Below are 20,901 nucleotides of genomic sequence, written 5' to 3' on the forward strand. Positions count from 1 at the left end.
GACCCTAGACAAGTCCCATCGTTGCAGGTCAGGAGCACTCTCCGCTTATTTGATCAAGGCATGGACGAGCCCGCTCGTGAAAGCGCGAGGCTAGGTGTGGCACGCCAGCGACAGGACTGCGAGCGGCTGGCCGACATCCGGTCTTGGCAGGCCGTGAAGGTCTACGAGGACAACGACGTGTCGGCGTTCAAGCGGAACGTCGTCCGCGACGAGTTCGAACTGATGTTGAAGGATCTCCGCGCGGGCCTCATTGACGGCATCGTCGCGTATGACCTCGACCGGCTCGCACGACAACCACGCGACGTGGAACGACTGATCGAGATCTTCGACGACCGGCCTCGACTGACGTTCGCCACTGTCACCAATGACATCAACATCGCGACACCGGACGGCAGGACCATGGCACGCATCATGGTCGCCTTCGCCAACAAGTCGTCACACGACGCGTCACGCCGGATCAGGCGCAAGCACCTGGAGCTAGCGCAGCAAGGCAAGGACAGCGGCGGGCCGGCGCCGTATGGATGGCGCAAGGACGCCCGCAACAAGGTTGACCCGAAGGCCGCCCAAGCTATCCGCGAGGCTCAGCGAGACCTCCTGGCCGGCGTGCGCATCGGAACCATCCGGCAGCGCTGGTGGGAAGAGGGCTTGGGCAATCCGCGCGCCGGGACCAAGCGCATGGCCCACCATCACGTGGAACACATCCTCACGAGTCCCCGGCTTGTTGGTTATCGGACCTATCACGGCGAGGTCCTTTACGGGGAGGACGGCAAGCCAGTAACGGGCGAGTGGGAAACCATCAATACACTCGAAGAATGGGAAGCCGTTTGCGCTGTGGTCACGGAACGCAAGCTGGACTATCCCAACAAAAACCGAGCCCGAAAGTACCTGCTTTCCGGCATCGCCCGGTGTTCCTTGTGCAAGACGAAGATCCGCGGCCAGACCAACCACAAGTGGAAACCAGAATCGAAGGCATCGCGGTACAAGTACCAGTGCTCAGTCGTCAATGGCGGCTGCGGCAAGGTCGGGCGCGTCGGCGAGCCAGCGGACCGGCTAATCGTCCAACTAGTCCTTGAGGAGCAGCGCGAGCGGGCAGCAACGGCCGCCACACCTGGGGATCAACGGTGGCCACAGGAAGATGACTTGGAGCTTGTTTCGCAAGAAATCGCCCAACTCATCGAAGCCGAGAAGGCGAAGCAAATCTCTGTTTCCACGCTTCTTCAGATGTTGCCCGCCAAGGAGCGCGACCGGGATGAATTGAAACTTGCCCGCGCACGATTCCACAAGGAGCGGAAGCAGGCTGAGGCAAAGACAGGAGCCGGTGACCTCACCGTTGAGGAGTTCTTCGACCTACCCATTGAACGCCAGCAAGAAATCGTCCTGCACAGCCTGTCAGCCGTAATGATCCATCCGGCAGGCCGAGGCAGGCGGGTTTTTGACCCCAGCCTCATCGAGCCGGTTTGGCGGTAGGAGGGACGGATCGCCCCTGAAGCAGGAGCGCACGCCGTACCCATTCCTCATCGCGTGCAGGCGCTCGGCGAAGATGCATACGCATCCATTCCTCCGTGGACATCACCGCCGGCTTCGACTCCCGTTGCCGAGGCCGCGAACTAGTCGTCGTACTCATCGAGCACACCTCCCAATCGGGCTTCACGGGCTGCGTCGCGGTTGTGTTGCAGGTCGCGGTGGATGTTGGCGGCGAGCCAGGATTCGCCGGGGGTGTGGCCGTGGCCGGCGTAGGTCCAGTGCGCGAGCGTGAGGGTCGTGGCCTCGGGGTGGTCATCCCGGTCCGGGAGGCCGAGGGCGGTGCGTTGCTGGGCGGCTCGGTAGTCGGCGCGGACCTGTCGGAGGGCGCCGAGGGTGGTGGAGTAGCGGCGGGATTTGGTGGAGAAGTGGCCGCGGAAGCCGAGCATGTGGGCCCAGTCGCGGAGCTTGCGATCGGGGTAGGCGTGGTGGAGGTCCAAGCAGGCTTCGATCAGCCGCCGCGGATGCTCGGGCACGTCGAGGAGGATCAGCGCTTCCTTGTTGCCGATCCGGTGGTCTACGGTGCCGGTCGTCTCGGCCGCCTTGGTGGCGTACTTCGCAACGTAGGAGGCCACGGCCTGCTCTGTGAGGTCTTCACCGTTGCCGAACGCGCCGATGGGCTGGACGTCGAGCTGCGTGCCCCAGCGCAGCACCCAGTCGCTGGGGAAGCCGGCTTCCTCGTTCGCGGGCACGGTGACCTCAACCCGGGCGGCAGCCGCGCGAATCGCGTCGTCGAGCAGGTCGAGGGTGGCCCAGGCCGGCGGCGGTGAGTCCGGGCCGTCGGGTCCGTCGAAGCGGATCACGGCGTGGAAGTGGACCGCCCCGCGCTTCTGGTACTCGGCGACCTTCCCGAAGGAGAGCCGGGACTGTTCCCGGGCTGCTTTCTGGGTGAGGCCGGCGCGGCGGGCGATTTCGCGGCGGAGGTAGATCGTGAAGTAGCGCCACAGGTCGGATGCGTGGTTGTTCCACAGCACCGCACCGGCGTAGTCGTACCTGCCCGGGTCGAGCGGGGTGCCGAGTTCGGGGGCGTTGTCTGGGTGGTGGGTGCCGCACCGGCAGGGCCGGTTCCCAGGCCGGTTGTGCACCGCGCCGAACGACGGGGCGGTGAGCGTCGCGAAGACCCGCGGGTGATCCCGGATGGTGTGCGGGGTGCCTTTGGCCGGGTCGCCGGTGAGGCCGGCGCGGATGAGGTGGTAGGTGTCGCCGGCGTAGGTCCAGGCGCAGGCGGGGCAGCGGGAGGCGCGGCGGTTGCCGCAGGCGATGCGTAACCGGCCGCCGGGCTCGGTGTCGGTCGTGTAGTGGTGCAGGAGGGTGCCGGTTGCCCGGTCGGTGGTCTTGGTGGCGCCGGTGAGGTGGATGGGTTGTGCGCATCCTCCGGTGCGGCGGATCTGTTCGTTCCAGCGGTCGAAGCCGGTGGACCCGGCCACCCTCAGCACGTCGGCGAGGGTCGTCGGGTCCAGGCCCGCCGCGGTGGCGGTGTCCGTCACTGGTTCTCCTTGGGCGGGTGGTTGTCGATCCAGTCCTCGGCACACACCTTGTGGACGGGCTTGCCGCGGTCCGAGCGCAGCGGGGTCGGCCTGTCGCACAGGACACAGGGCTTGTCGCCGGTGGGGTCGAAATGCTTCTTGTCGCTCCAGTCCAGGAAGGCCACGGAGATCACACCCCGGTACGGGCGTAGGCGCGGGCGGGAGCGGTGTGGCCGGTGCCGTTGCAGGGGTGGCAGGTCGCGATGACGGTCTCGCGGTGACCGTTGGGGGTGGTCTGGCCGGTGGTGATGGCCACCCGGGGGAAGCCGTCGCAGTGGGCGCAGATCGGCCGGGGCAGGGTGTTCTCGGGCATGATGGTGTCTCCCTTTCGGGTCCTTGGATCTGGAATGGGTTGGGCGCCCGGGGCGGCGGAAACTTGGCGGTTGAGGCCGCCCCGGGGGCTGTTAGCGCTGGGCGTTGTGGCTGTTGAGCAGGGAACGCAGGACGACCGCGCAGATCGCGACGGATGCCGCGGTGATCGCGACCGCGAGGAGCATCGAGACCAGGACCGCACCCACGACCAGGACCACAGCGGTTCCACCGGCGACAGCAACGGCGAGGGTCCCGGGGGTGAGCTGCACCGCGGACCGAGTCACCGGAGCAGGCGCCAGAACCAGAGCCGGGGCGGTGGTGGCGGGGGTGTGGTGGCAGTCGCAGGCCGGCGGGTGCACGAGGCCGGTGAGCGGCGGGACGAGGGACGTTGCTGCGGTGGGGGCGGTGTCCGGGTGCGGGTATTTCGGGGTGAACATGTCTTGCTCCTTTCAGGCGTTGCAGCGGTGGGTACGGGCGGCGAGTTCGGCGGCGGCGCGACCGTGGTAGTCGGCGGAGAAGTTGCAGCCGGGGGCGGTGCAGGCCGCGGTGTGCTTGGTGCGGCCACGGCCGTCGTAGTGGGTGCCGACCCTCACGGGGCCGATACGGATCACGTCGGTGAAGCGGTTCGGACGCGGCATGATCAGCCCTCCTGACGGAGGCTGTTGCCGGGGAACTCGTTGCGGATGCGGTCCGCTTCGGCCGGGTCCGTCGTACGGTCGGCCGCTTCCTCGGCGAGCAGTCGGGCGAGGGTGGGGCGGCCGGAGTCGGCCATCTCTCGGGCGGCGGCGACGTAGTCGGCGGGGCGGTTGAAGTTGAGTAGGGCCATGAACGGAGTTCCTTTCTGATCAGGCGAGTTGGGCGGTGATGGCGTCAGCGAGCAGGGCAGGGACGCCGAGGCGGGCGCGAAGGGTCGCGGTATCGATGCGGTTGCCGGTGGTGGCGTGGTGGGTGTCGGCGAGCTTCCGGGCGTGGTCGAGCAAGGCCGGAGGCACAGCGACCGCCGGGGCAGACACCGGAGCCGGAACAGGCGTCGGGGCAGGTGCGGCCGGAAGTTCGGGGGCCGGTTCGGGTGCGCGCTCGACCGTGACCGCCGGGACCGGTTCGGGGTCCGGGGCGGTGAGCGGTGCGGCGACCGGGGCAGGTTCGGTTACGGCCGGCGCGGCGGGGCTGTGGGCGAGGAGTGTTCCGCCGAGGAAGGCGAGGGCGGGCCAGCCGGCAACGAGGATGCGGAGCCAGGGCGGTACGTCACCGAGGTCGAGCATTCCGGCGGTCGCGATGTTCGCGCCCAGTGACGCGGTGAGGGCGATGACGAACCAGACCCAGGCCGGGCGGTTGTCGGCGTGGGTGCGCATCCGGCGCCATGCGGCGACCAGGAGCAGGTCCACGCTGATCGGGTAGGCCCAGGCTTTCCAGCCGTCCTGTCCGGCCGCTTCGGCGAGATCGTGCAGGTGGGAGAAGGACAGGGCGCCGGCGATGACGGCCTGCACCAGCACGGCATCCAGTCGGATGGTTCGGGACATCAGGGTTCACCTCCAATCTGTGGTGGTGCCGGGGCCGGGCGGGATATGGGGTTCACCGCCCAGCACCCGGAGCGAAAGGAGTCAGGCGTCCGGGTCGGTGCCGGAGCCGAAGCAGTTCAGGCAGAGCCCGTCCTGCTGGCCGACCGGGCGGCGCTTGCGACCGACCCGAACCGTGGTCGGGACGTTGCCGGTCCCACCGCACGGCTTGCAGTCGCCGGGCTCGGCCGCGGGCGGGGGCGTGGGCTTGGTGGTCCGTTTGGTGGTGGCCATGGCGGTGGTTCCTTCCGGTTCCGGGCATGGGCGGGGTAGGGACCCGGCGCGAAACGGTCACGCCAACCGGGGAAGGTGCGGTGTTACTCGGCGACCGGGACCGGCTTGACCAGCGGCGAAGCCGGAACCGGGACGGTGCGGACGACCGGGCGGAACGGCGCCAGCGCCTCGATGTCCGGGGTCATGTGCGCGTACTCGCGGCAGATCGCGACCGCTTCGGCAGCTGTCATCTCGGGGGTGCGAATGCGGGACCAGCCCCCGGAGGAGTCGCCGGCCACAGCCACACCGGGACGGTCAGGGGCGATCGCGGTCACGGCCAAAACCGCGTCCGGGGTGATGTCGCCCAGGCCCATATCGGCGGTCTGCTTGTCGTTGACCCGGTGCACCACACGGCCGGTGAGCTGGGCACGGAGCATCGTGGCACCCTTACCGAGCTCGGAGCCGAACCGCTGCCCGCAGACCTCCAGATAGATCCCGACCGCACGGGCCATCTGCGCGAGACGCACCAGGCGCATCACCATCTGATCGCGCCGTTCCTCGTCCTTCTTCACCGCGGTCAAGAACAGCTCGGCCACCTCATCGACCAGGACGACCAGCGGCACCGGCCGCACCTTCACAGGCAGATCCCATAGGTCCGAGACACCGTGGGCGCTCAGGATGTCGAAACGCTCCTCCATCTCCCGCACGAGGACTTCCAGCAGGCTGGACGCCTCATCCGGAGTGGTCGCGAGCGCGGAGAGCCGGGGGGCGTAGCCCCGCTGTTCCACACCGCGTTTGCAGTCGATCCCGATCAGGCCGACCGGGAGTTTCGCCAGTTCGGTGATCAGGTTGCGCTGATACATCGACTTGCCCGACTGGTTCGCACCCAGGGTCAGGCCGTGCGGGATCTTCTTGTAGTCCCGGACGAACGCCGTACCGTCCTCCCGCAACGCCACCGGCACCACCATCGGGCCGGACAGTTTGCGGGGCAGTCGGCGCGGCATCTTCACCCGACGCAGCACGTCATACCCAGTCATCCGAACTTCGACGAACCCGGGCTTGACCTCCACGACGTGGACGGAGTGGACGCCCCAGGCGTGCCGCAGTCGTTCCGAGGCGGCGGCCACGTCGGCGGGTTCCAGGCCGGCGGGAAGCCGGAGCGTGGCGCGCATTCCAGTGGACGAGCCCCGAACCCGGCGAACCTTCGGCGGGACCGGCTGCACGTCCTGGCGGCGGGCCACGTTGCGGACCATGAACGCCCGCAGGCGAGACGGCTGAACCGTCAGCCCACACACATCCATCGTCGATCGATACGTCGCCGAGAACCGGACCCGGGCAACCGGCAAGCCGACCAGCGACCAGAACACGCGAGGCGCGCGAGCCTTCGCGTATCCGAGGCCGCCGGCGGCCGATAAGGCCCCGGCCGCTTCGATCATCATGGTCAGGTCCGGCATGATCAGGCACCCGCCGTGATCGCTACCGCGCGGAAGCTGATCCCGTGCCGGGTCTGGCCGTTGAAGGTGTTCTCCCAGTCCCGCGCCTTGAGCCCGATCACCGTGACCGGCGTCCCCGGGACCAGGCTCTCCGGGACCCCCGTGCTCGGGACGGTCACCTGGTAGAGGTTGCCCTCCCCGTCGTCCGAGATCAGCAGACCCACGGTCGCGAGCGGGGCACCGGTCTCCCGGTCCATCGCGATCTCACCGGTCTGCTTGCTCACGAGCTTCGGAGTCGGAGGCGTCGCGACGAACACGACAGCGGTCGAAACATCGATCTTGAACGACGGCATAGCTGTCTCCTCGGTCGTACGGCCCAAGCCCTCTTAGACCGCTTGCTCAACTTGTTGGTACAAGCTGATACCTAGAGATTGCATCACCGAGGGTGAGGCGTCAAGCACTTCGGACGCACATGTACCAACAAGTTGACCGAGTGCGTCATGATGGAGTCATGAGCAAGCAGCCGAAGTACCGACAGGTGGCCGACGCACTGCGTCGTGAGATCGACAGCGGCGCCTACGGACCCGGCGCCAAACTCCCGTCCGAAAGTGAACTCTCAGCACGCTTCGATGCGTCCAGAAACACTGTGCGCTCTGGCCTAGGCATGCTGGTCAGCGAGGGCTTGATCACGTCAAGCCAAGGGCTCGGCTACGAGGTTCGCAAGCACGAGGTCTTCGAGCTGAACGCCTCGCGATTCGAGAACTTGAGCTTCCCGCAGACTGGCGACGCATACTCGACGGACGTGACGAACGCCGGCCGCAGACCACACCAGACGTTTCGTGTCGAGCTCACCACCGCCCCCGAGTACGTGTCCCAGCGCCTGGAAGTCGACGCCGGATCGCGGGCCGTCCTCAGGTTTTGCCATCGGTTCGTTGACGATGTCCCATGGTCCACCCAGGCCACTCACTACCCCGATTGGCTGGTCGAGGCGGCTCCCCGGCTGACTGAACCAGGGGATATCGCCGAGGGCACGACCCGCTATCTCACGAGTCTCGGCATCGAGCAGGTCGGATACGCCGACGAGATCGCCACCCGGATGCCGACACCAGAGGAGGCCCGGCTTCTGGACATGGGAGCGGGTGTTCCGGTCCTGCTCTGGACCCGAACCGGCTACTCCCCCGAGCGTCCCATTCGCTGCACGATCACGACATTCCGCGGCGACCTGAACCGGATGAACTACGAGATCGGCGACCTGTCCGCCCGAAGCGAGAACGACGCTCAGTGAAGATCACGACCGCGGTACCGGGCGACCTGGACCAGCTCCTGGCGTTCCGGGAAGAAGCCGCATCCTGGATCAGCAAGCTGGGCAGCGACCAGTGGAGTCGCCCTTATCCTGCCGATCGCCTGTTGTTGACCATCGAGGCTGGGACTGTCTTCATGCTTCGCGACGGGAGCCGGACCGCTGGGACCATCACTCTGACGCCAGAGGCGGAAGAGGGGTTGTGGACGCCCGAGGATTTGGGGGAGGCGTCCATCTTCGTCAACAAGCTGACGGTGTCCCGCAATTACGCAGGGAAGGATCTTGGAGGCAGGCTCCTTGATTGGGCGGGAGATCGCGCCTACCGATCGTCAGCCATGTGGCTCCGCCTTGACGCGTGGACCGACAACGCCGCACTTCAGCGCTACTACCTGTGGCATGGCTTCGAGCACGTTCGGACTGTCCGAGAAGGCGGCGCCATCAACGGCGGCCCGCGTGTCTCAGGCTGGCTTGCCCAGCGTCCCGCTTCCCCCGCTCAGCACGGATTCGAGGACCAAACGCCCAGCCCCAAGCCCGTTGGCAGCTGAGCTGTTACAGGTTTCTCTACCTCATCAAGGCACCCGGCTGCGCTCCGCTCCGCCGGGCGCGCTTCCCGGCTCTGGCTGCGCCCGCGCTCCTGCCTTCGGCCCGCTCGGCGCTGCCGCCGCCGACGCGCGCCCGCAGTGGATAGGCCGAAGGGCATGAGTCGAGACCGAGCCGCGGGCCAAAGACATGCCTCCGGCGGGGGCGCTCAGACTCCGGGATGGGAGGGGCGCCGTTCGCGGGTGCCGGCGGATTCGTGGTGAGCGTCGTGGGGCTCCCATCCCGACCACCTCCGACCCAGGCAGAGCCGAGCAGTCGCGGCCCAGGGCGTCAAGGTCGTTCGTACAGTGGCGCGCTCCACCTTGACGCCCTGAACCACGACCGCTCCACGGAGTGTGGGTCGAAGGCGGACGGGATGGGAGCCGGGGCGAGTGGTGGGTAAGGGGGCGACGCGGGAGGCCAGTTGTGCGTTATATCGACTGCTTTAAGGCCAATCAACAACTACGATCGTCGGCACGAAGGATTGGGGGTCCCGTGCAGGCGACCGAGCAAGAAAAGCAGGACATCCGGCTGTACGTGGAGGACCAGGCACGCGAAACGGTTGTGCATCTAGAGAAGGTCGCGAGCGAGATGGTGGGACCTGCTCGCCACGACATCTGGGATGTGCATTGCGCAGACAGCCGGTGGTGGGTTGTCACGAACGCGACCAAGCTGTATGACCAACGAGACTTCAAGAGCCGCGACGTCGTCCTCACGTTTCACATCGGCCTGATGATCCGCATGACGTATCTCCAAGAACGCGACGTGCCCTTCACTCCCGAGGCGGCCGACCTCCTCCCCGGTTCCTGGCGCCGTTGGGAGCAAGCCTTCACCGCTTACGACGGTGGCGATGAGGCCGAGGACTTTCAAGCTGTGGGAGTCCGTCTCCGGGAGTGCCTTGTCTCGTTCGTTGGGGAGACGAGCTCAGACGATCTGGTGCCGGACGGGAAGGAACGGCCGAAGAACGCCGATTTCCGGGCATGGACTGAACTGCTGGCCAATCGCCTTGCTGAAGGACCATCTGCGGCCAAGCTGCGGTCCTACTTGAAGAAGATCGCAACTGAGACGTGGGAGTACGTCAACTGGCTGACCCACGCCAAAAACGCTGTCCGGATCGACGCCGAGATCGGTCTCAAAGCCGTTGAACACCTGCTCGTGATGTTCACGGAGGCTCGCCTGCGCCTCGGGCAAGCAGCAACTCGCTGTGAGGCTTGTGGGTCGTACATGGTTATGGCTGGTGTCTGCACGCACTGCGAGTGGGAAGACCCGAGCTACGAACCACCTGAGCGCCGGCCCGTCTCAGAGGAGGAGATGGCGCGGCGTCTGGCAACCCCTTGCACCCCGAGCTCAGACATCTCAACCTTCATGAGCCCCCACGATGCCTGAACTAGACGAGGTGGCCGGGCAGGCCCTACTCCTGATCGCGGAGGGGTGTCAAGCCGTTCACTGATGTCTGACATCAGCGGCTGACACCAACAACGGCGGACCATGGCGGCAAAGGGCGAACCTCAGCGGCCGACGGCCGAAGGTGCGCGGGGGGTCGGTATAGGCGAACGGTCTCCCACGATCGACCTGATAAGGATGAGGCCACACGTTCAAGTCCTGCGCTCCCTGGTGGAGGACGCAGGCGCCTGTCAGGATCAAGCCGTGAACGAGCATTCGACTCCCGCGAGATTGAACAGGGGCCTCGACTGGGCAGGGCTGCCCCTGTCCACCGTCCTTCTTGCGATCGGCATCAGGGACTATCGCGGTGGCGGGTCCGTGGGCTGGCCAATCGGCGGAGCGGTGCTTGTTCTGGTCAGCCTCTGGGTGATCTACCGCGGGATGCCTCGCCGACACTGACCAATCCGGCGAGAGCTACGGATCAGAAGTTGCCGTGCCCCTCCGAAGGTGGGTAACGCGCAGATCCAGATACCAGCGCCCCCGCACGAGCCTCTGGGTCATGCGGGGGCATTCGGCAGAATTAGCAGGTCAGAGAGCTTCCTTCGAGGGTGTGATCGGCTTCCCCGACTTACGTACTGGAGGCAAGACACTCCAGGGGAAGTTGATCCAGCGATCGGTCTTCTTCCACACGTACTCGCATTTCACGAGCGACTGCGACTTCTCGTAGATCACGGCGGACCGCACCTCGGCGACATGATCGACGCAGAAATCACGCACCAGCTTCAGCGTCTTGCCGGTATCGGCGACATCGTCGGCGATCAGGACCTTCTTGTCCGAGAAGTCGATGACATTGGGCACGGGCGCCAGCATGACGGGCATCTCCAACGTGGTGCCCACCCCCGTGTAGAACTCCACATTCACCAGGTGGATGTTCTTGCAGTCCAGCGCGTACGCCAGCCCGCCCGCGACGAAGACCCCGCCACGCGCGATGCTCAGCACCACATCCGGCACGTACCCGTCATCGGCCACGGCCTGCGCCAGCTCCCGCACGGCATGCCCGAAGCGGTCGTACGTCAGGTTCTCCCGCATGTCACCGCCCACCGGACATCACACCTGCGTCCGATGGAAGTTCATGTACGAACGCGACGCGGTCGGACCGCGCTGCCCCTGATACCGCGACCCGTACCGCTCGGAGCCGTACGGGAACTCCGACGGAGACGTCAGCCGGAACAAGCACAGCTGGCCGATCTTCATCCCCGGCCAGAGCTTTATCGGCAGCGTCGCCAGGTTCGACAGCTCCAGGGTCACGTGCCCGGAGAACCCCGGATCGATGAACCCGGCCGTCGAATGCGTCACCAGCCCGAGCCGGCCGAGCGAGCTCTTGCCCTCCAGCCGCGACGCGAGATCGTCGGGCAGCGAGATGACCTCGTACGTCGACGCGAGCACGAACTCCCCGGGGTGGAGGATGAACGCCTCGTCCCCGTCCGGCTCGACGGTGCGGGTCAGATCGGCCTGCTCCACGGCGGGATCGATATGCGGATAGCGGTGGTTCTCGAACACCCGGAAGTAGCGGTCGAGCCGCACGTCGATGCTCGACGGCTGCACCATCGACGTATCGAAAGGATCAATACGTACGCGTCCGGCGTCGATCTCGGCCCGGATGTCCTTGTCTGAGAGAAGCACCCACCGAGGATACGCAGAACGCGCGGACCCACCCACATCGGGCCGCCCCGCGCGCCTGTCGCCACCTTCCCGGAAGCTCTACCGCTCCTCGAACGCCACCGGCACGGCATGCCGCAACCGGGCGCAACGAGGACAGCGGATAAGCCGCCCGGGACCGATCCGCCCGGACCCGAGCTGCTGCATCGGGAACGAGGCGGTAGCGAAAACGTGCCCTTCGGCACAGCGGACGACGGTGCGCTCCAAGGAGTCCATCAAGTCCCTTCCCCATCAAGCCGTGGACGAGAAAGCCACATTAGGGGATGAACGGGACGCCACTCCACGCGGCACTCCGACAACCCACGCTACGCCCCCAACTCCCGCCCCACCCACCCGCATCCACCCCTCAACCCGACACACCCCCACCACGCCCCCACCACGCCCCACACCTGGGCTCACGCATCGGGGAGCCTGCGATGGGGTACAGTGTGGGACGATGCGTCGCTGGTCAGCGAGTGCGTCACGCGGGTGTAGTTTAATGGTAGAACATGAGCTTCCCAAGCTCAGAGCGCGAGTTCGATTCTCGTCACCCGCTCCATGATGAAGGCCCTGGTCAGTGACTGGGGCCTTTCTTGTTGTCTAGACCTCTTGAGGGGCGGCGTGCCCTCCGTGTGCCCTAACTATCAGAAACGCCCCGCCCCAGGCCCCTGGCACACCACGTCGACAGGCCGCCGCCAAGGCAGGAAGACGGCCCGTGGCCCAGCGCCGACTGCGCGGGAACGCCGACGCTGTGCAACATACGGGGAACGCGGGCTGGGATGGTCTGGCGCGCTACTCGGGCTCGCCCCACTGGGATGTCGGCCCCCTCGCGGCACTGTCAAATTTGCCGCTGTCTGATGGAGCGTGATCCTCCTACTGCTCACCGCAGTCAGCCTGGTCGGCTTTTGATGGCTCTCGGCTCAGTCAGGTCCGTGCTTGTACCGTGCGTCTGGCCGGGGTGGAGGGGGAAGGTGTCCAGCCTTCCGATATGCAGCCTCTTCCGGATACCGAAGGACGCGGATCTCTCTCCATGCGACGTCGAAGGAGATGGTGTCGCCGCTAGCCCGGGAGAGCCTCCAGGCGAGGAAGCTGGTCCGGGGTGAAAGCGTCCAGTGCCAGAACGCGCTGGCTACCTTCACCACTGGACCTTCAAAATGCCACGGACCGTTGCAGTGTTCATCTGGCGCCTCCAGGTGGCGCCGGTTTCCCTGTGGCGGCCTCTGCGATCTCCTCAACCCTTGTCGCGTGGGCGGGCCGTTCGGCCTTATGCATTCCGGCACTCAACAGCCCGTAAACCATCCGCTTCTGTGCTGGCTCGGGAAAGGAGGCCAGAAACTCCCGAACCGCCTCTACAAGCGCATATTCGACGCCGTGGCGCCCCGGCGGACGATAGGCAGCGAACAGCTCGGCTAGTGCCTTGGCTTCGGCCGAGCGCTTGGCCCAGTCGGTTGCGTCGGTCGTGGCCCAACGCGCCATGACCCCGGCGGGGTCGGAGAGCTCCTCTGCGAGGTCCTCGAATTCCTGTCGCCGGATAGCCGTGGCCTTTGATTGCTCACGTTGAGCAGCCAACAGCGCCTCTACGGCAGCCTGGTCCCCCGTCGGTAACGACACGTGCACGCGAGCGTCGTACCGGACCTCTGGATCGAGCAGCGTATGGCTGCGCGCCATCTCGCGCGCCAGCAGGTCCTGAACGGAGTGGAGGTCGGTCGCGGGCTGCTGCCGAAGGAAATCTGCCGCCTCGTGCCTCAACGCAATGCGGACGGCACGCGCCGCCGCCTCAGCATCCGCCAAGAGTGCGGCCACGCTTCGAACTTGCACGTCGAACACCACCTGAAAGGCAATGCCCGCATGCACGCTTTCCAGCCGGGCCTCGAAGCTCTCCATCAGAGCTTGGAGCTCCTCCCGCAGATCAGGGGGGTCCTGCCTTCTCCAGCCCACGGCCTACGGCTCCCTGCTGCCCTCAGTTGCCGACCACGGGCCAGCCTGCGAAATGTGCCTCAGCTCAGCCCGCAACTCGATTACTGCAGCGTCATAGGCAACTCCCGGCTCGCCGATCAGCAGCGCGGAGACTGGCGCGGCGGTCAGATACCTGGAGATGACCCGCCCGAGGATCTCCGTGACATGCTCACTGGGCACTGTGCCGCCCGCTCTCGCATGCGCCCACCGGTCGATCAGCGCCCGACACTCCGGATCGACGGCTCGGTTCTCCAGCGCGGTGCTCCACCCGGTGACCAGTGCGTCCGCAACAACCGGGTCAGCCGCAGCCGAGGCAAGGGTGACCTGCAAGGCGTACGGGTCCGTCTGCGGGTCGATGACGGCCAGGAACGCCCGACTCCCGGCGGTGTTGCCTCGCTTGGCAGCCCAAGCGTTCACCAGGCGCCAGACGGTCGGCAACTGCTTCTCTGTGGCCGCCATGGCGCGCAGCGCCGCGTCCGCCTCCGTGACAGCGGTGTCCCGTTCGGCCCTCCCCAGGATGTGCTGAATGCGCACCAGCGCCTGCCGGGGGTAATGCTGGGCAAAGTCGGTCTGACAAACCAGGGCCACCACCCGGGCCACAGATTCCTCACCGTCCTGTGCCCAGTCGAGGAGCTTCGCCCGAACGGCAGGGCCCAGCCGGTCAGCCTGCGCCGTCCGGCTCAGGACGCTGGCGATCAATCGCAGGTGTCGGTCGTCGTTGCTGACCCCGATCCAGTTCTTGATGGTCTCCACCACGCGAATGTCATTCTCGGCGATGGCCAGCTCGACCAGCAGATCGCTGATCTTCTCCAGGCGTTTCGTTCCGAAGGCCCGGTCCGTCACCAGCCGGTCCAGCCAGCGCAGCAGAGGTGTGTGGATGTCGGGACGCTGGTGCCACAGGTGCAGAAGCACCGCCCTGGTGTACCCCGGCCGGTGGTCGAAGGACGCCTGCCGACCCGACACCTTTGCCTTGACCGATTTGAGTCTGTCGCTGAGGTCCGGACCAGTGAGGATCTCACGCACGCCGTCTTGCCCCTGGTCCCCTAGCAGCGCCCGGGCACCCTCCTGCATGGTGAGGGCGTCTTCGCCACTGAGAAAAACCGCAGCAATGAGCAACGCCCTGTCTTCGGGCATCTGTGTTGTGGCCGCAAAAACCGCGCTGACGTCGGTGGACCATTCCTGGAACCTGCTCACCGCCGTCTCGAAGCTCTCCGGTGAACCGTCTGCAGCCGCCAGAAGGGCGGCCAACCGGGCTCCGTCCGCCGGTGTGGACTCAGCAGTCAGCAACCGGGCGGCCGAGGCTGCCTCGAGGTTGGTGCGATCGGCTGTGACGAGGTCGGCCCGGCCGGGCAGGTCGTATACGTACTCCAAGTGAGTACGGGCCACCAACTGGGCCGACGGCCTGTTCTTCACGCGAACAAGGGCCGCAGTATGCGCGGCTACCTGAGGCCAGACTCTCTCGTCAGCGATCACCACCAGGCATGATCCGATCTTCGCCAGCTTCTCCGCGTGGACGGCTAATGCGCCGGCGACCCGGTCCGGGTTCACCCAACCGGCCATCTCGTCTTCGACGTCTAGTAGGTATCCGGTATTAGCTGCGTTAGGGAGTACGGAGCAGTCTGGTTCCGCAGGGTCTACCCAGTCGGGCTCGATCTCCTTCAGCTCCATCGATCCGTCCCTGGCCAGCCGCGAGCGCGCTGTCCGCCATAGGACGCGGATACTGGCTGTCCGCTTGCCGTGTTCCGGAGGGCCTGCGAGCACCGCCAACGCGCTACCTGGTACGGAAAGGACCTTGATTGCCTCGTCCGCAGCCGTAACCGGCAGATCGTCCGCGTCCTTGGACACCCACCCCTGGCTAGCCGTCCTCAGCTCGAACTCGGAGAGGTCGATGACGGTGAGCGGCTGCTTGCCCGTCGAAAGAAACACCGAGCCAAGAGCTGCCACAACGAACGCGTTGTGGTTACCAGAGACGTTCAGCCCAGACTGCGATGCTTCCGCGTCCTCCTCCGGCGCATCCGGGCCTTCGCCCTTGGCGTCGGCCGTGGACGTAGGCCCGGACAAGTCTGCGCCGTGCGGATGGACGGTGTCTTTCTCCGATGGGCCCTCGCGCTCAGTTGACTGAGCTGCATCTGCCGGCCGGTGCCTGGCGGGCTGAGGTCGCACCCAGTCCGGGATTCCATCGTCGAAGGCACTCGTCACTTGGACTCCTCCGCTCGGTAGGTGAAGCTGCCTCCGAAGATCGAATTGCCGGTCATGATGATCTGGCTGTTGCTGTTTTTCTCCGCCACCATTCGCGGCCCCGAACTAGCCTCACCGTTAGCGCGTTGCCGCTCACGCACAAGCGCCACGAGGTCAACGGCCGTTTCGGGGTACTTCGCAAGGAAACCCTTCAGCTGGATGAACAGCTCCTGGCAGATCTCTTCGCGTACCCGCTCGCGATCAGCTTCCGGCGTCTCCAACAGGCGCGCCTGGTGAAGATCCAGCACGCGGAGTTCGTCTGCGGCCGTTCCCTCGTTGCCTCCCCGAAAGAAGGACACCAACGCATCGCGCACCCCCTGCCAGCTCGACCTGGCCATCTCGGCCGCCAACACCCCTGCGCCGCCCGTCGCCACCTCGATGACGTTGAAAGCTTCTGTCATGCCCGCACCCCCACCTGATCCAATCGAATTCGAGAGATCAGCGTGCGGGGTAGAGCTACAGCGAACAATCGAATCGATGTTCTTGGCCGGTAATGGATGAAAAAGTGACCCGCTTACCGGCCAAGAACCAACCATCACTTCCGAAGATGGATCACGAAATGGCCTGGTGGAAGCGGATCGGAGAGTTAGATGCGGATCAATTTCGGCCAACAGATGCCGTTAACAAGTGGCTCGAAGGCTTCGAAATGCCAGAGACCGCGTTACGAAACCCCAACTCCGCGGCGGGCTGACACATGCAAGTATTGTCACTGCTATGGCGTGTCGCCCTGAACTCTATGACTGGTATGGAAGTTCGACACCCGCCCCTACCTACTTTCGAACGTGCGCACTTTCTGTCCCTTCTCTGCAGACCGAACGCCACCCGGCGCAATCGGCAGTGGAGCACAGGGGTCTGATCGCCCTGGAACAGCACCGCCTGCGCGGCGCTGCTGCGGTTTGGATGAACTGGCCAAAGTTACCGGAAAGCGAAGAGTGCCCCGTTATTCCTGCCGCCTCGCCCGAGCAGTCTGCTAAGTATTCGCTCACGGCGTCACCACCTCAGCCCCTGACTCACACCCCGAGTCGAACTGTTCGGACACCCATCCGGTAAGTAGCCTGCCCCAAGAGGCGGCGCCACCTGACGCGGCCAGCTACCTGAGTCTTCTGGCTGGCGCCGGCAAGTGGAACGCAGCTGTCCAGAGTGCTACCCCCGTGCGATCCACCGTGATGCTTCACCGGACCCCACCGCTGGTGAAGCATCACGCTCCCCGAAGACGCCTGGGCTACATGGCTGCTGCCTTCTCGCGGGCGGCGCAGACGCGCGTGTCGATGCTGCTGGCGATCTCCTGCTGACGTCCGTCGTCAGAATGCTGATAGATCAGGGCCGCCTTCTCCGAGGACTGGCCGGCGCGGACCATCGTGTCCTTGAGCGTGGCGCCCGACTGGGTGGACAGGGTATGGCCGGTGTGGCGGAGGTCGTAGAAGCGGAAGCCCTCCGGCAGGCCGACCTGGGCGCGGGCCCTGCGCCACTTGCGGCCGAAGGTGGACCGGCGGAAGGGGGCGCCCCTCTCCCCGACGAACAGGAGCCCGTCGGGTTCCTTCTCGGCGTACCAGTCGAGGTGACGCTTCACCTCGATGTGCAGGAAGGCCGGGAGGAAGACGGTTCGCCTTCCGGCGGCCGACTTGGTGTCGCCCTCGACGCGACGGCCGCTGGTCAGCTCGGGCGCGGCGTCACGGACCTTGACCGCGAGAGGTTCGAGAGTGACGTCGGGGCGCCGGAGGGCGGCCTGTTCTTCCGGGCGCATGGGCCCGTAGGCGCCGAAGTAGACCATCAGCCGCCACCTCGGTCCCATGGCGTCAGCGAGCGCGTCGACCTGTTCGACAGTGGCCGTCGGGCGTTCCTTGGCGTTCTCGCTGCCGGCGCCCCTGATCCGGCAGGGGTTGCGGCGGATCAGCTCGTCGTCGGCCGCCGTCTCCATGATGGCCTTGAGAAGGCGGTAGGACTTGGCGACAGTCGTCGCACCGGTAGCCCCCAGCCGCTCGACCCGCCAGGTGCGCACGCCCGGCGGCGTGATGTCATCCAGGTTCACCGAGGCGAATGCGGGCAGCAGGTGCAGACGCAGGAGCCTTCGGTACAGCTCCTCCGTGGTGGCGGAGAGCCCGCGTTCCTCGACCCACCTCATGGCGTACGTCTCGAAGTTGATCGAGCCGGCGTCGGGATCAACCCAGTACTTGCGCTCGATGTCGGCCTGGGTGAGCGTGAGCCAGGTCTGGGCCTCGGTACGCGTCTCGAAGGTCTCCCCGGGGCGGTGCGACGGCTGCCGTCCGGAGCCCAGTAGCGCGTCTGCCACCGCCCCGACGGAAGCTGACGAACGGTGCCGAATTCACGCCGCCGCTGCGGCTTGGGGGCAGCCATCAGGCGGCCTTCCCGAAACGGGAACGCGCGTCGCCGAGAGTCGGAACGGTGCGCTCCTCGATGTACGCGGCGATGGCGCCCTCGGGGATCCGTACGGGCTTGCCGAGCTTGACGTAGCGGATGCGGCGCTCCTGGATGAGGCGCCGGATGAAGCGCACGCCGGTGCCAAGGCGTTCGGCGGCCTGCTCCACGGTGAGGAGGGTGTCGGTAGTGGTCACCTCCCCCTGCGGTCGCGGGTGCTGAACGGGGGCGTGCGGTATCGCCGAAGGGCGCAAGTGAGTGCTCCGGTTCCGGCCGGCGGATGGGGCGGCAACCCCGTGCCTGGCCTCGTGTCGTTCAGGGATGGGATGGGCAGGACGGCCGCAGCGGGGGTTTGCGTTCCCGCTGCGTCAGGTGGTGTGGGCTGCTATGCGTCGGAGGCGGGCCCGTACTCTTCGTTGCTCTTCATCAGTTCGGTGGCGATGGCATTGGAGACCATCACGTCAGCCTCTTCTCGGATGTCCGGATGGTCGGCGAGATAGGCGTCGAGCTGGTCGCGGGCCTTCCGTGCCTCGTGGTTGGCACGGTTGGAGGCTCTGTAGGCGGCGACGACGTTGTCGATCAGTTCCATGGCCCGGCCCATGGTCGCCAGGCTGGGCGGCCCGACGAAGTTACTGAGCGGGACGCCGAAGATCTCGGCGAAGCCGATGGCCTCGTCGAGGTTGATCCGACGCTTGCGGTTCTCGATGCGCCAGACCGCAGACGGGTTCATGTCGAAGCCGACGTCGTTCATGCGGTCGGACAGCGTGGTGGTGCTCCAGCCGCGTTTCTCGCGCTCCAGCTTGACCCGCACAGCGGCGTTCTCCTCGCCGCTGAGGAGCACGCCCTCAGGGTTTCCCTCGTCATCCGGCATCGCCCCCTCCTCCCGTTCGCTGCGTGTACCGCCGGTTGTGCGGCATAGAACAAGATTAGCATCCGTTCTGCGGATCGCATAGCGCTATGCGATCCGCATAGTCCGTGGTACTGTAAAGCACCCCAGCAGACCGCACCGATCCGCCGAGGCATGCCTTCAGCCAGCCCCCGACATACAAAAAGCCCCCCGGTGACCCAACACCGAGGGGCTCAGAGCGCAAACCTCATGCCGCCCATCCCTGAACGACTGACCTGCGAGGCCGGGATTGCCGTCCCATTGGCCCGCAAGCGGAGGAGCTACATGTCCAGTATGGACGATCCCGCCCAGAGCACGCCATCCCTTCCGAACACCGCCGCCCTATGGCCGCCGGTGGCCATACCCGGCCGCCCCGCCGAGCCCGTACCGCCGCCGACAGAGGAGCCCGAACCTGCTCCGCCGTCCGAGGGCGAGGCGGTGCTCGCGGAGCTGCGGGAGCAGATTCGCCGCTACGTCGTACTGCCGAGCGGGGAGGCGTTCACAGCCGTGACCCTGTGGGTTGCGGCTACGCACTTGCAGACGGCGTGGCAGCACGCTCCTCGACTGGCCGTCGTGGGGCCGGCGAAGCGGTGCGGCAAGTCGCGGCTGCTGGACGTGATCACCGAGAGCGTTCACGATCCGTTGATCACGGTCAACGCGTCGGCCGCCGCGGTGTTCCGGTCGATCACCGCCACACCGCCCACCCTGCTGGTCGACGAGGCCGACACTCTCTTCGGCTCCGCGAAGGTCGCGGAGAAGAACGAGGAGATGCGCGGCCTGCTCAACGCGGGGCACCAGCGCAACCGCCCCACCCTGCGGGGTTTCCGGACCCAACCACGAGGTCTCGAAGTTCCCCACGTTCGCCATGGCGGCCCTCGCCGGCATTGGCGACCTGCCGGACACGATCATGGACCGGTCGATCGTGATCCGGATGCGGCGCCGCAGGCCGGGCGAGAAGGTGGCGGAGTTCCGTACTTTCCGTGACACCCCGCCCCTCCACGCGCTGCGTGACCGGCTCGTCGCCTGGCTGACTCCCCTGCACGCCGAGGCGATGGAGCTGACACCGGCCATGCCGGTCGAAGACCGGGCGGCCGACACATGGCAGCCGCTGGTGAGCGTTGCCGACCTCGCCGGCGGAGCATGGCCGGGCCTCGCCCGCACCGCCTGCCAGATCATGGCCAAGCACGAAGCCGAGCACGACCAGGACCGCAGCAGCCTGGGCATTCGCCTGCTGGCCGACATCCGCCGCGCCTTCACCACTGAAGGCAACCCGCCGGCGCTCCGCACCAGCCGACTCCTCGACATCCTCAACCAGGACGACGAGACGCCCTGGGCGGAGTACACCGCCAACGGCCTGACCCCTCGGGGCCTGCAACTCCTGCTGAGGGAGTACGGCATCAGCTCGGCCACCCGCCGCTTCCACGGCAACGTCCAGGCCAAGGGCTTCACCCGCGTGCAGTTCGCCGATTCCTGGGCCCGCTACTGCCCCGAGCCCACCCCCGAAACGGCGACCGGGGCCTGACCCGGCACGACCCGTCACGACCCGTCTCCGCGCAGGTCAGGGCGGTGACGAGTCGCGATCCGGTGACGAGTCGACTCGTCGCTACCGCCGCACTCGTACCTGCCCTGACCAGGCACGCGACGAGTCGTGACGGGTCCCCCGCCCTCAGAGCCACCTCAGCCGCACCCCGCACTCTGGAGCATTTCCCCTTGTCCTCCCCCGCCATCACCGCGGCACCGTCTGCCCCACTGCCACTGGCCACCGCGATCCGCACGGGCGTGTCGCTGCTGGCCGTGGCCGCCTTCGCACTGTCCTACGACGCGCTGCGTCAGAGTGCGGTACGCGATCTTATGCCCGGCTTGTCATCGCTCGATGGGGTGACGTTGGGGCATCGTTGCCGGTCAAGTGTTCGTGATTCGCTTG

Annotated in this window: 21 protein-coding genes, 1 tRNA gene and 3 pseudogenes; 7 read left to right on the top strand and 18 right to left on the bottom strand. The window is 66.5% G+C overall.

Features of this window, described 5'->3' with window-relative positions:
- Window positions 1-60 precede the first annotated feature (60 nt).
- Window positions 61-1,467: a recombinase family protein gene (locus tag AB0I52_RS31365; protein ID WP_363078352.1), complete on the top strand. Its 1,407-nt coding sequence runs from the start codon at window positions 61-63 to the stop codon at window positions 1,465-1,467.
- Window positions 1,468-1,607: 140 nt separating this feature from the next.
- Here AB0I52_RS31365 and repSA read toward each other — a convergent pair whose 3' ends face one another.
- The 10 genes from repSA to AB0I52_RS31415 form a co-directional block, all read right to left on the bottom strand.
- Window positions 1,608-3,008: a replication initiator protein RepSA gene (repSA, locus tag AB0I52_RS31370; protein ID WP_363078354.1), complete on the bottom strand. Its 1,401-nt coding sequence runs from the start codon at window positions 3,006-3,008 to the stop codon at window positions 1,608-1,610.
- Entirely contained in the window at window positions 3,005-3,172 is a 168-nt protein-coding gene (locus tag AB0I52_RS31375) for a hypothetical protein (protein ID WP_363078356.1), read from the bottom strand. The genes repSA and AB0I52_RS31375 overlap by 4 nt, the downstream gene beginning before the upstream one ends.
- A 5-nt stretch (window positions 3,173-3,177) precedes the next feature.
- The gene (locus AB0I52_RS31380; RefSeq protein ID WP_363078358.1) at window positions 3,178-3,360 is read right to left on the bottom strand and encodes a hypothetical protein; all 183 of its coding nucleotides are present in this window, start codon (window positions 3,358-3,360) and stop codon (window positions 3,178-3,180) included.
- Between the two features lie 91 nt (window positions 3,361-3,451).
- Window positions 3,452-3,796 (bottom strand): SpdD protein, encoded by a 345-nt coding sequence (locus AB0I52_RS31385; RefSeq protein ID WP_363078360.1) that lies wholly within the window; start codon window positions 3,794-3,796, stop codon window positions 3,452-3,454.
- 12 nt (window positions 3,797-3,808) lie between these two features.
- Complete coding sequence (locus tag AB0I52_RS31390) at window positions 3,809-3,997, bottom strand: mobile element transfer protein (RefSeq protein WP_266412164.1); 189 nt, start codon at window positions 3,995-3,997, stop codon at window positions 3,809-3,811.
- Window positions 3,998-3,999: 2 nt separating this feature from the next.
- On the bottom strand, window positions 4,000-4,185 hold the full coding sequence (locus AB0I52_RS31395; protein WP_363078362.1) for a hypothetical protein: 186 nt from the start codon (window positions 4,183-4,185) through the stop codon (window positions 4,000-4,002).
- Between the two features lie 19 nt (window positions 4,186-4,204).
- On the bottom strand, window positions 4,205-4,879 hold the full coding sequence (locus AB0I52_RS31400; protein ID WP_363078364.1) for a DUF2637 domain-containing protein: 675 nt from the start codon (window positions 4,877-4,879) through the stop codon (window positions 4,205-4,207).
- 81 nt (window positions 4,880-4,960) lie between these two features.
- Window positions 4,961-5,149 carry a hypothetical protein gene (locus AB0I52_RS31405; RefSeq protein ID WP_363078366.1) on the bottom strand — a complete coding sequence of 63 codons (189 nt, stop codon included), beginning with the start codon at window positions 5,147-5,149 and terminating at the stop codon, window positions 4,961-4,963.
- An 83-nt stretch (window positions 5,150-5,232) separates the two neighbouring features.
- A complete protein-coding gene (locus AB0I52_RS31410) occupies window positions 5,233-6,582 on the bottom strand; it encodes an FtsK/SpoIIIE domain-containing protein (RefSeq protein ID WP_363078368.1) in 1,350 nt (449 codons plus the stop codon).
- 2 nt (window positions 6,583-6,584) lie between these two features.
- Complete coding sequence (locus AB0I52_RS31415) at window positions 6,585-6,914, bottom strand: hypothetical protein (protein WP_037696826.1); 330 nt, start codon at window positions 6,912-6,914, stop codon at window positions 6,585-6,587.
- A 158-nt stretch (window positions 6,915-7,072) separates the two neighbouring features.
- On the opposite strand from AB0I52_RS31415, the gene AB0I52_RS31420 reads away from it, so the two are divergent.
- The 3 genes from AB0I52_RS31420 (at window position 7,073) to AB0I52_RS31430 (ending at window position 9,826) form a co-directional block, all read left to right on the top strand.
- The gene (locus tag AB0I52_RS31420) at window positions 7,073-7,846 is read left to right on the top strand and encodes a GntR family transcriptional regulator (RefSeq protein WP_363078370.1); all 774 of its coding nucleotides are present in this window, start codon (window positions 7,073-7,075) and stop codon (window positions 7,844-7,846) included.
- Window positions 7,843-8,406: a GNAT family N-acetyltransferase gene (locus AB0I52_RS31425; RefSeq protein WP_363078372.1), complete on the top strand. Its 564-nt coding sequence runs from the start codon at window positions 7,843-7,845 to the stop codon at window positions 8,404-8,406. The genes AB0I52_RS31420 and AB0I52_RS31425 overlap by 4 nt, the downstream gene beginning before the upstream one ends.
- A 529-nt stretch (window positions 8,407-8,935) precedes the next feature.
- Window positions 8,936-9,826 (top strand): hypothetical protein, encoded by an 891-nt coding sequence (locus AB0I52_RS31430; protein ID WP_363078374.1) that lies wholly within the window; start codon window positions 8,936-8,938, stop codon window positions 9,824-9,826.
- Window positions 9,827-10,411: 585 nt separating this feature from the next.
- Here AB0I52_RS31430 and AB0I52_RS31435 read toward each other — a convergent pair.
- On the bottom strand, window positions 10,412-10,912 hold the full coding sequence (locus AB0I52_RS31435) for a phosphoribosyltransferase (RefSeq protein WP_363078376.1): 501 nt from the start codon (window positions 10,910-10,912) through the stop codon (window positions 10,412-10,414).
- Between the two features lie 18 nt (window positions 10,913-10,930).
- Window positions 10,931-11,506, bottom strand: a complete 576-nt coding sequence (gene dcd / locus AB0I52_RS31440; RefSeq protein WP_362961103.1) for a dCTP deaminase — start codon at window positions 11,504-11,506, stop codon at window positions 10,931-10,933.
- 500 nt (window positions 11,507-12,006) lie between these two features.
- Between dcd and AB0I52_RS31445 the strand changes: the two genes are divergently transcribed.
- A tRNA-Gly gene (locus AB0I52_RS31445) sits at window positions 12,007-12,080 on the top strand.
- A gap of 617 nt (window positions 12,081-12,697) precedes the next feature.
- Here AB0I52_RS31445 and AB0I52_RS31450 read toward each other — a convergent pair.
- The 6 genes and pseudogenes from AB0I52_RS31450 to AB0I52_RS31475 all read right to left on the bottom strand — a co-directional run bounded on the left by AB0I52_RS31450 (window position 12,698) and on the right by AB0I52_RS31475 (window position 18,962).
- Window positions 12,698-13,405 carry a hypothetical protein gene (locus AB0I52_RS31450; RefSeq protein ID WP_363078378.1) on the bottom strand — a complete coding sequence of 236 codons (708 nt, stop codon included), beginning with the start codon at window positions 13,403-13,405 and terminating at the stop codon, window positions 12,698-12,700.
- A gap of 57 nt (window positions 13,406-13,462) precedes the next feature.
- Window positions 13,463-15,676: a hypothetical protein gene (locus tag AB0I52_RS31455; protein WP_363078380.1), complete on the bottom strand. Its 2,214-nt coding sequence runs from the start codon at window positions 15,674-15,676 to the stop codon at window positions 13,463-13,465.
- The gene (locus AB0I52_RS31460) at window positions 15,673-16,116 is read right to left on the bottom strand and encodes a hypothetical protein (RefSeq protein ID WP_363078382.1); all 444 of its coding nucleotides are present in this window, start codon (window positions 16,114-16,116) and stop codon (window positions 15,673-15,675) included. Before AB0I52_RS31460 ends, AB0I52_RS31455 begins: the two co-directional genes overlap by 4 nt.
- A gap of 821 nt (window positions 16,117-16,937) precedes the next feature.
- Window positions 16,938-18,070 (bottom strand): annotated as a pseudogene (locus AB0I52_RS31465) (tyrosine-type recombinase/integrase).
- Entirely contained in the window at window positions 18,070-18,288 is a 219-nt protein-coding gene (locus tag AB0I52_RS31470) for a helix-turn-helix domain-containing protein (RefSeq protein WP_363078384.1), read from the bottom strand. The pseudogene AB0I52_RS31465 and the gene AB0I52_RS31470 overlap by 1 nt, the downstream one beginning before the upstream one ends.
- Before the next feature lie 188 nt (window positions 18,289-18,476).
- Entirely contained in the window at window positions 18,477-18,962 is a 486-nt protein-coding gene (locus AB0I52_RS31475) for a helix-turn-helix transcriptional regulator (protein ID WP_351387436.1), read from the bottom strand.
- A 309-nt stretch (window positions 18,963-19,271) separates the two neighbouring features.
- Here AB0I52_RS31475 and AB0I52_RS31480 point away from each other — a divergent pair.
- Both AB0I52_RS31480 and AB0I52_RS31485 read left to right on the top strand, forming a co-directional pair.
- Window positions 19,272-20,499 (top strand): annotated as a pseudogene (locus tag AB0I52_RS31480) (DUF3631 domain-containing protein).
- 44 nt (window positions 20,500-20,543) lie between these two features.
- Window positions 20,544-20,901 (top strand): annotated as a pseudogene (locus tag AB0I52_RS31485) (hypothetical protein); the annotation flags it as partial.

The sequence above is a fragment of the Streptomyces sp. NPDC050423 genome, assembly GCF_040655445.1.
Lineage (GTDB): Bacteria > Actinomycetota > Actinomycetes > Streptomycetales > Streptomycetaceae > Streptomyces.

Bases quoted from the DNA above. Each gene is read 5' to 3' on its own strand.
- AB0I52_RS31365 (WP_363078352.1), top strand. From the start codon at position 61: ATGGACGAGCCCGCTCGTGAAAGCGCGAGGCTAGGTGTGGCACGCCAG.
- AB0I52_RS31380 (WP_363078358.1), bottom strand. From the start codon at position 3,360: ATGCCCGAGAACACCCTGCCCCGGCCGATCTGCGCCCACTGCGACGGC.
- AB0I52_RS31385 (WP_363078360.1), bottom strand. From the start codon at position 3,796: ATGTTCACCCCGAAATACCCGCACCCGGACACCGCCCCCACCGCAGCA.
- AB0I52_RS31390 (WP_266412164.1), bottom strand. From the start codon at position 3,997: ATGCCGCGTCCGAACCGCTTCACCGACGTGATCCGTATCGGCCCCGTG.
- AB0I52_RS31395 (WP_363078362.1), bottom strand. From the start codon at position 4,185: ATGGCCCTACTCAACTTCAACCGCCCCGCCGACTACGTCGCCGCCGCC.
- AB0I52_RS31400 (WP_363078364.1), bottom strand. From the start codon at position 4,879: ATGTCCCGAACCATCCGACTGGATGCCGTGCTGGTGCAGGCCGTCATC.
- AB0I52_RS31405 (WP_363078366.1), bottom strand. From the start codon at position 5,149: ATGGCCACCACCAAACGGACCACCAAGCCCACGCCCCCGCCCGCGGCC.
- AB0I52_RS31410 (WP_363078368.1), bottom strand. From the start codon at position 6,582: ATGCCGGACCTGACCATGATGATCGAAGCGGCCGGGGCCTTATCGGCC.
- AB0I52_RS31415 (WP_037696826.1), bottom strand. From the start codon at position 6,914: ATGCCGTCGTTCAAGATCGATGTTTCGACCGCTGTCGTGTTCGTCGCG.
- AB0I52_RS31420 (WP_363078370.1), top strand. From the start codon at position 7,073: ATGAGCAAGCAGCCGAAGTACCGACAGGTGGCCGACGCACTGCGTCGT.
- AB0I52_RS31435 (WP_363078376.1), bottom strand. From the start codon at position 10,912: ATGCGGGAGAACCTGACGTACGACCGCTTCGGGCATGCCGTGCGGGAG.
- AB0I52_RS31450 (WP_363078378.1), bottom strand. From the start codon at position 13,405: ATGGAGAGCTTCGAGGCCCGGCTGGAAAGCGTGCATGCGGGCATTGCC.
- AB0I52_RS31460 (WP_363078382.1), bottom strand. From the start codon at position 16,116: ATGACAGAAGCTTTCAACGTCATCGAGGTGGCGACGGGCGGCGCAGGG.
- AB0I52_RS31475 (WP_351387436.1), bottom strand. From the start codon at position 18,962: ATGCCGGATGACGAGGGAAACCCTGAGGGCGTGCTCCTCAGCGGCGAG.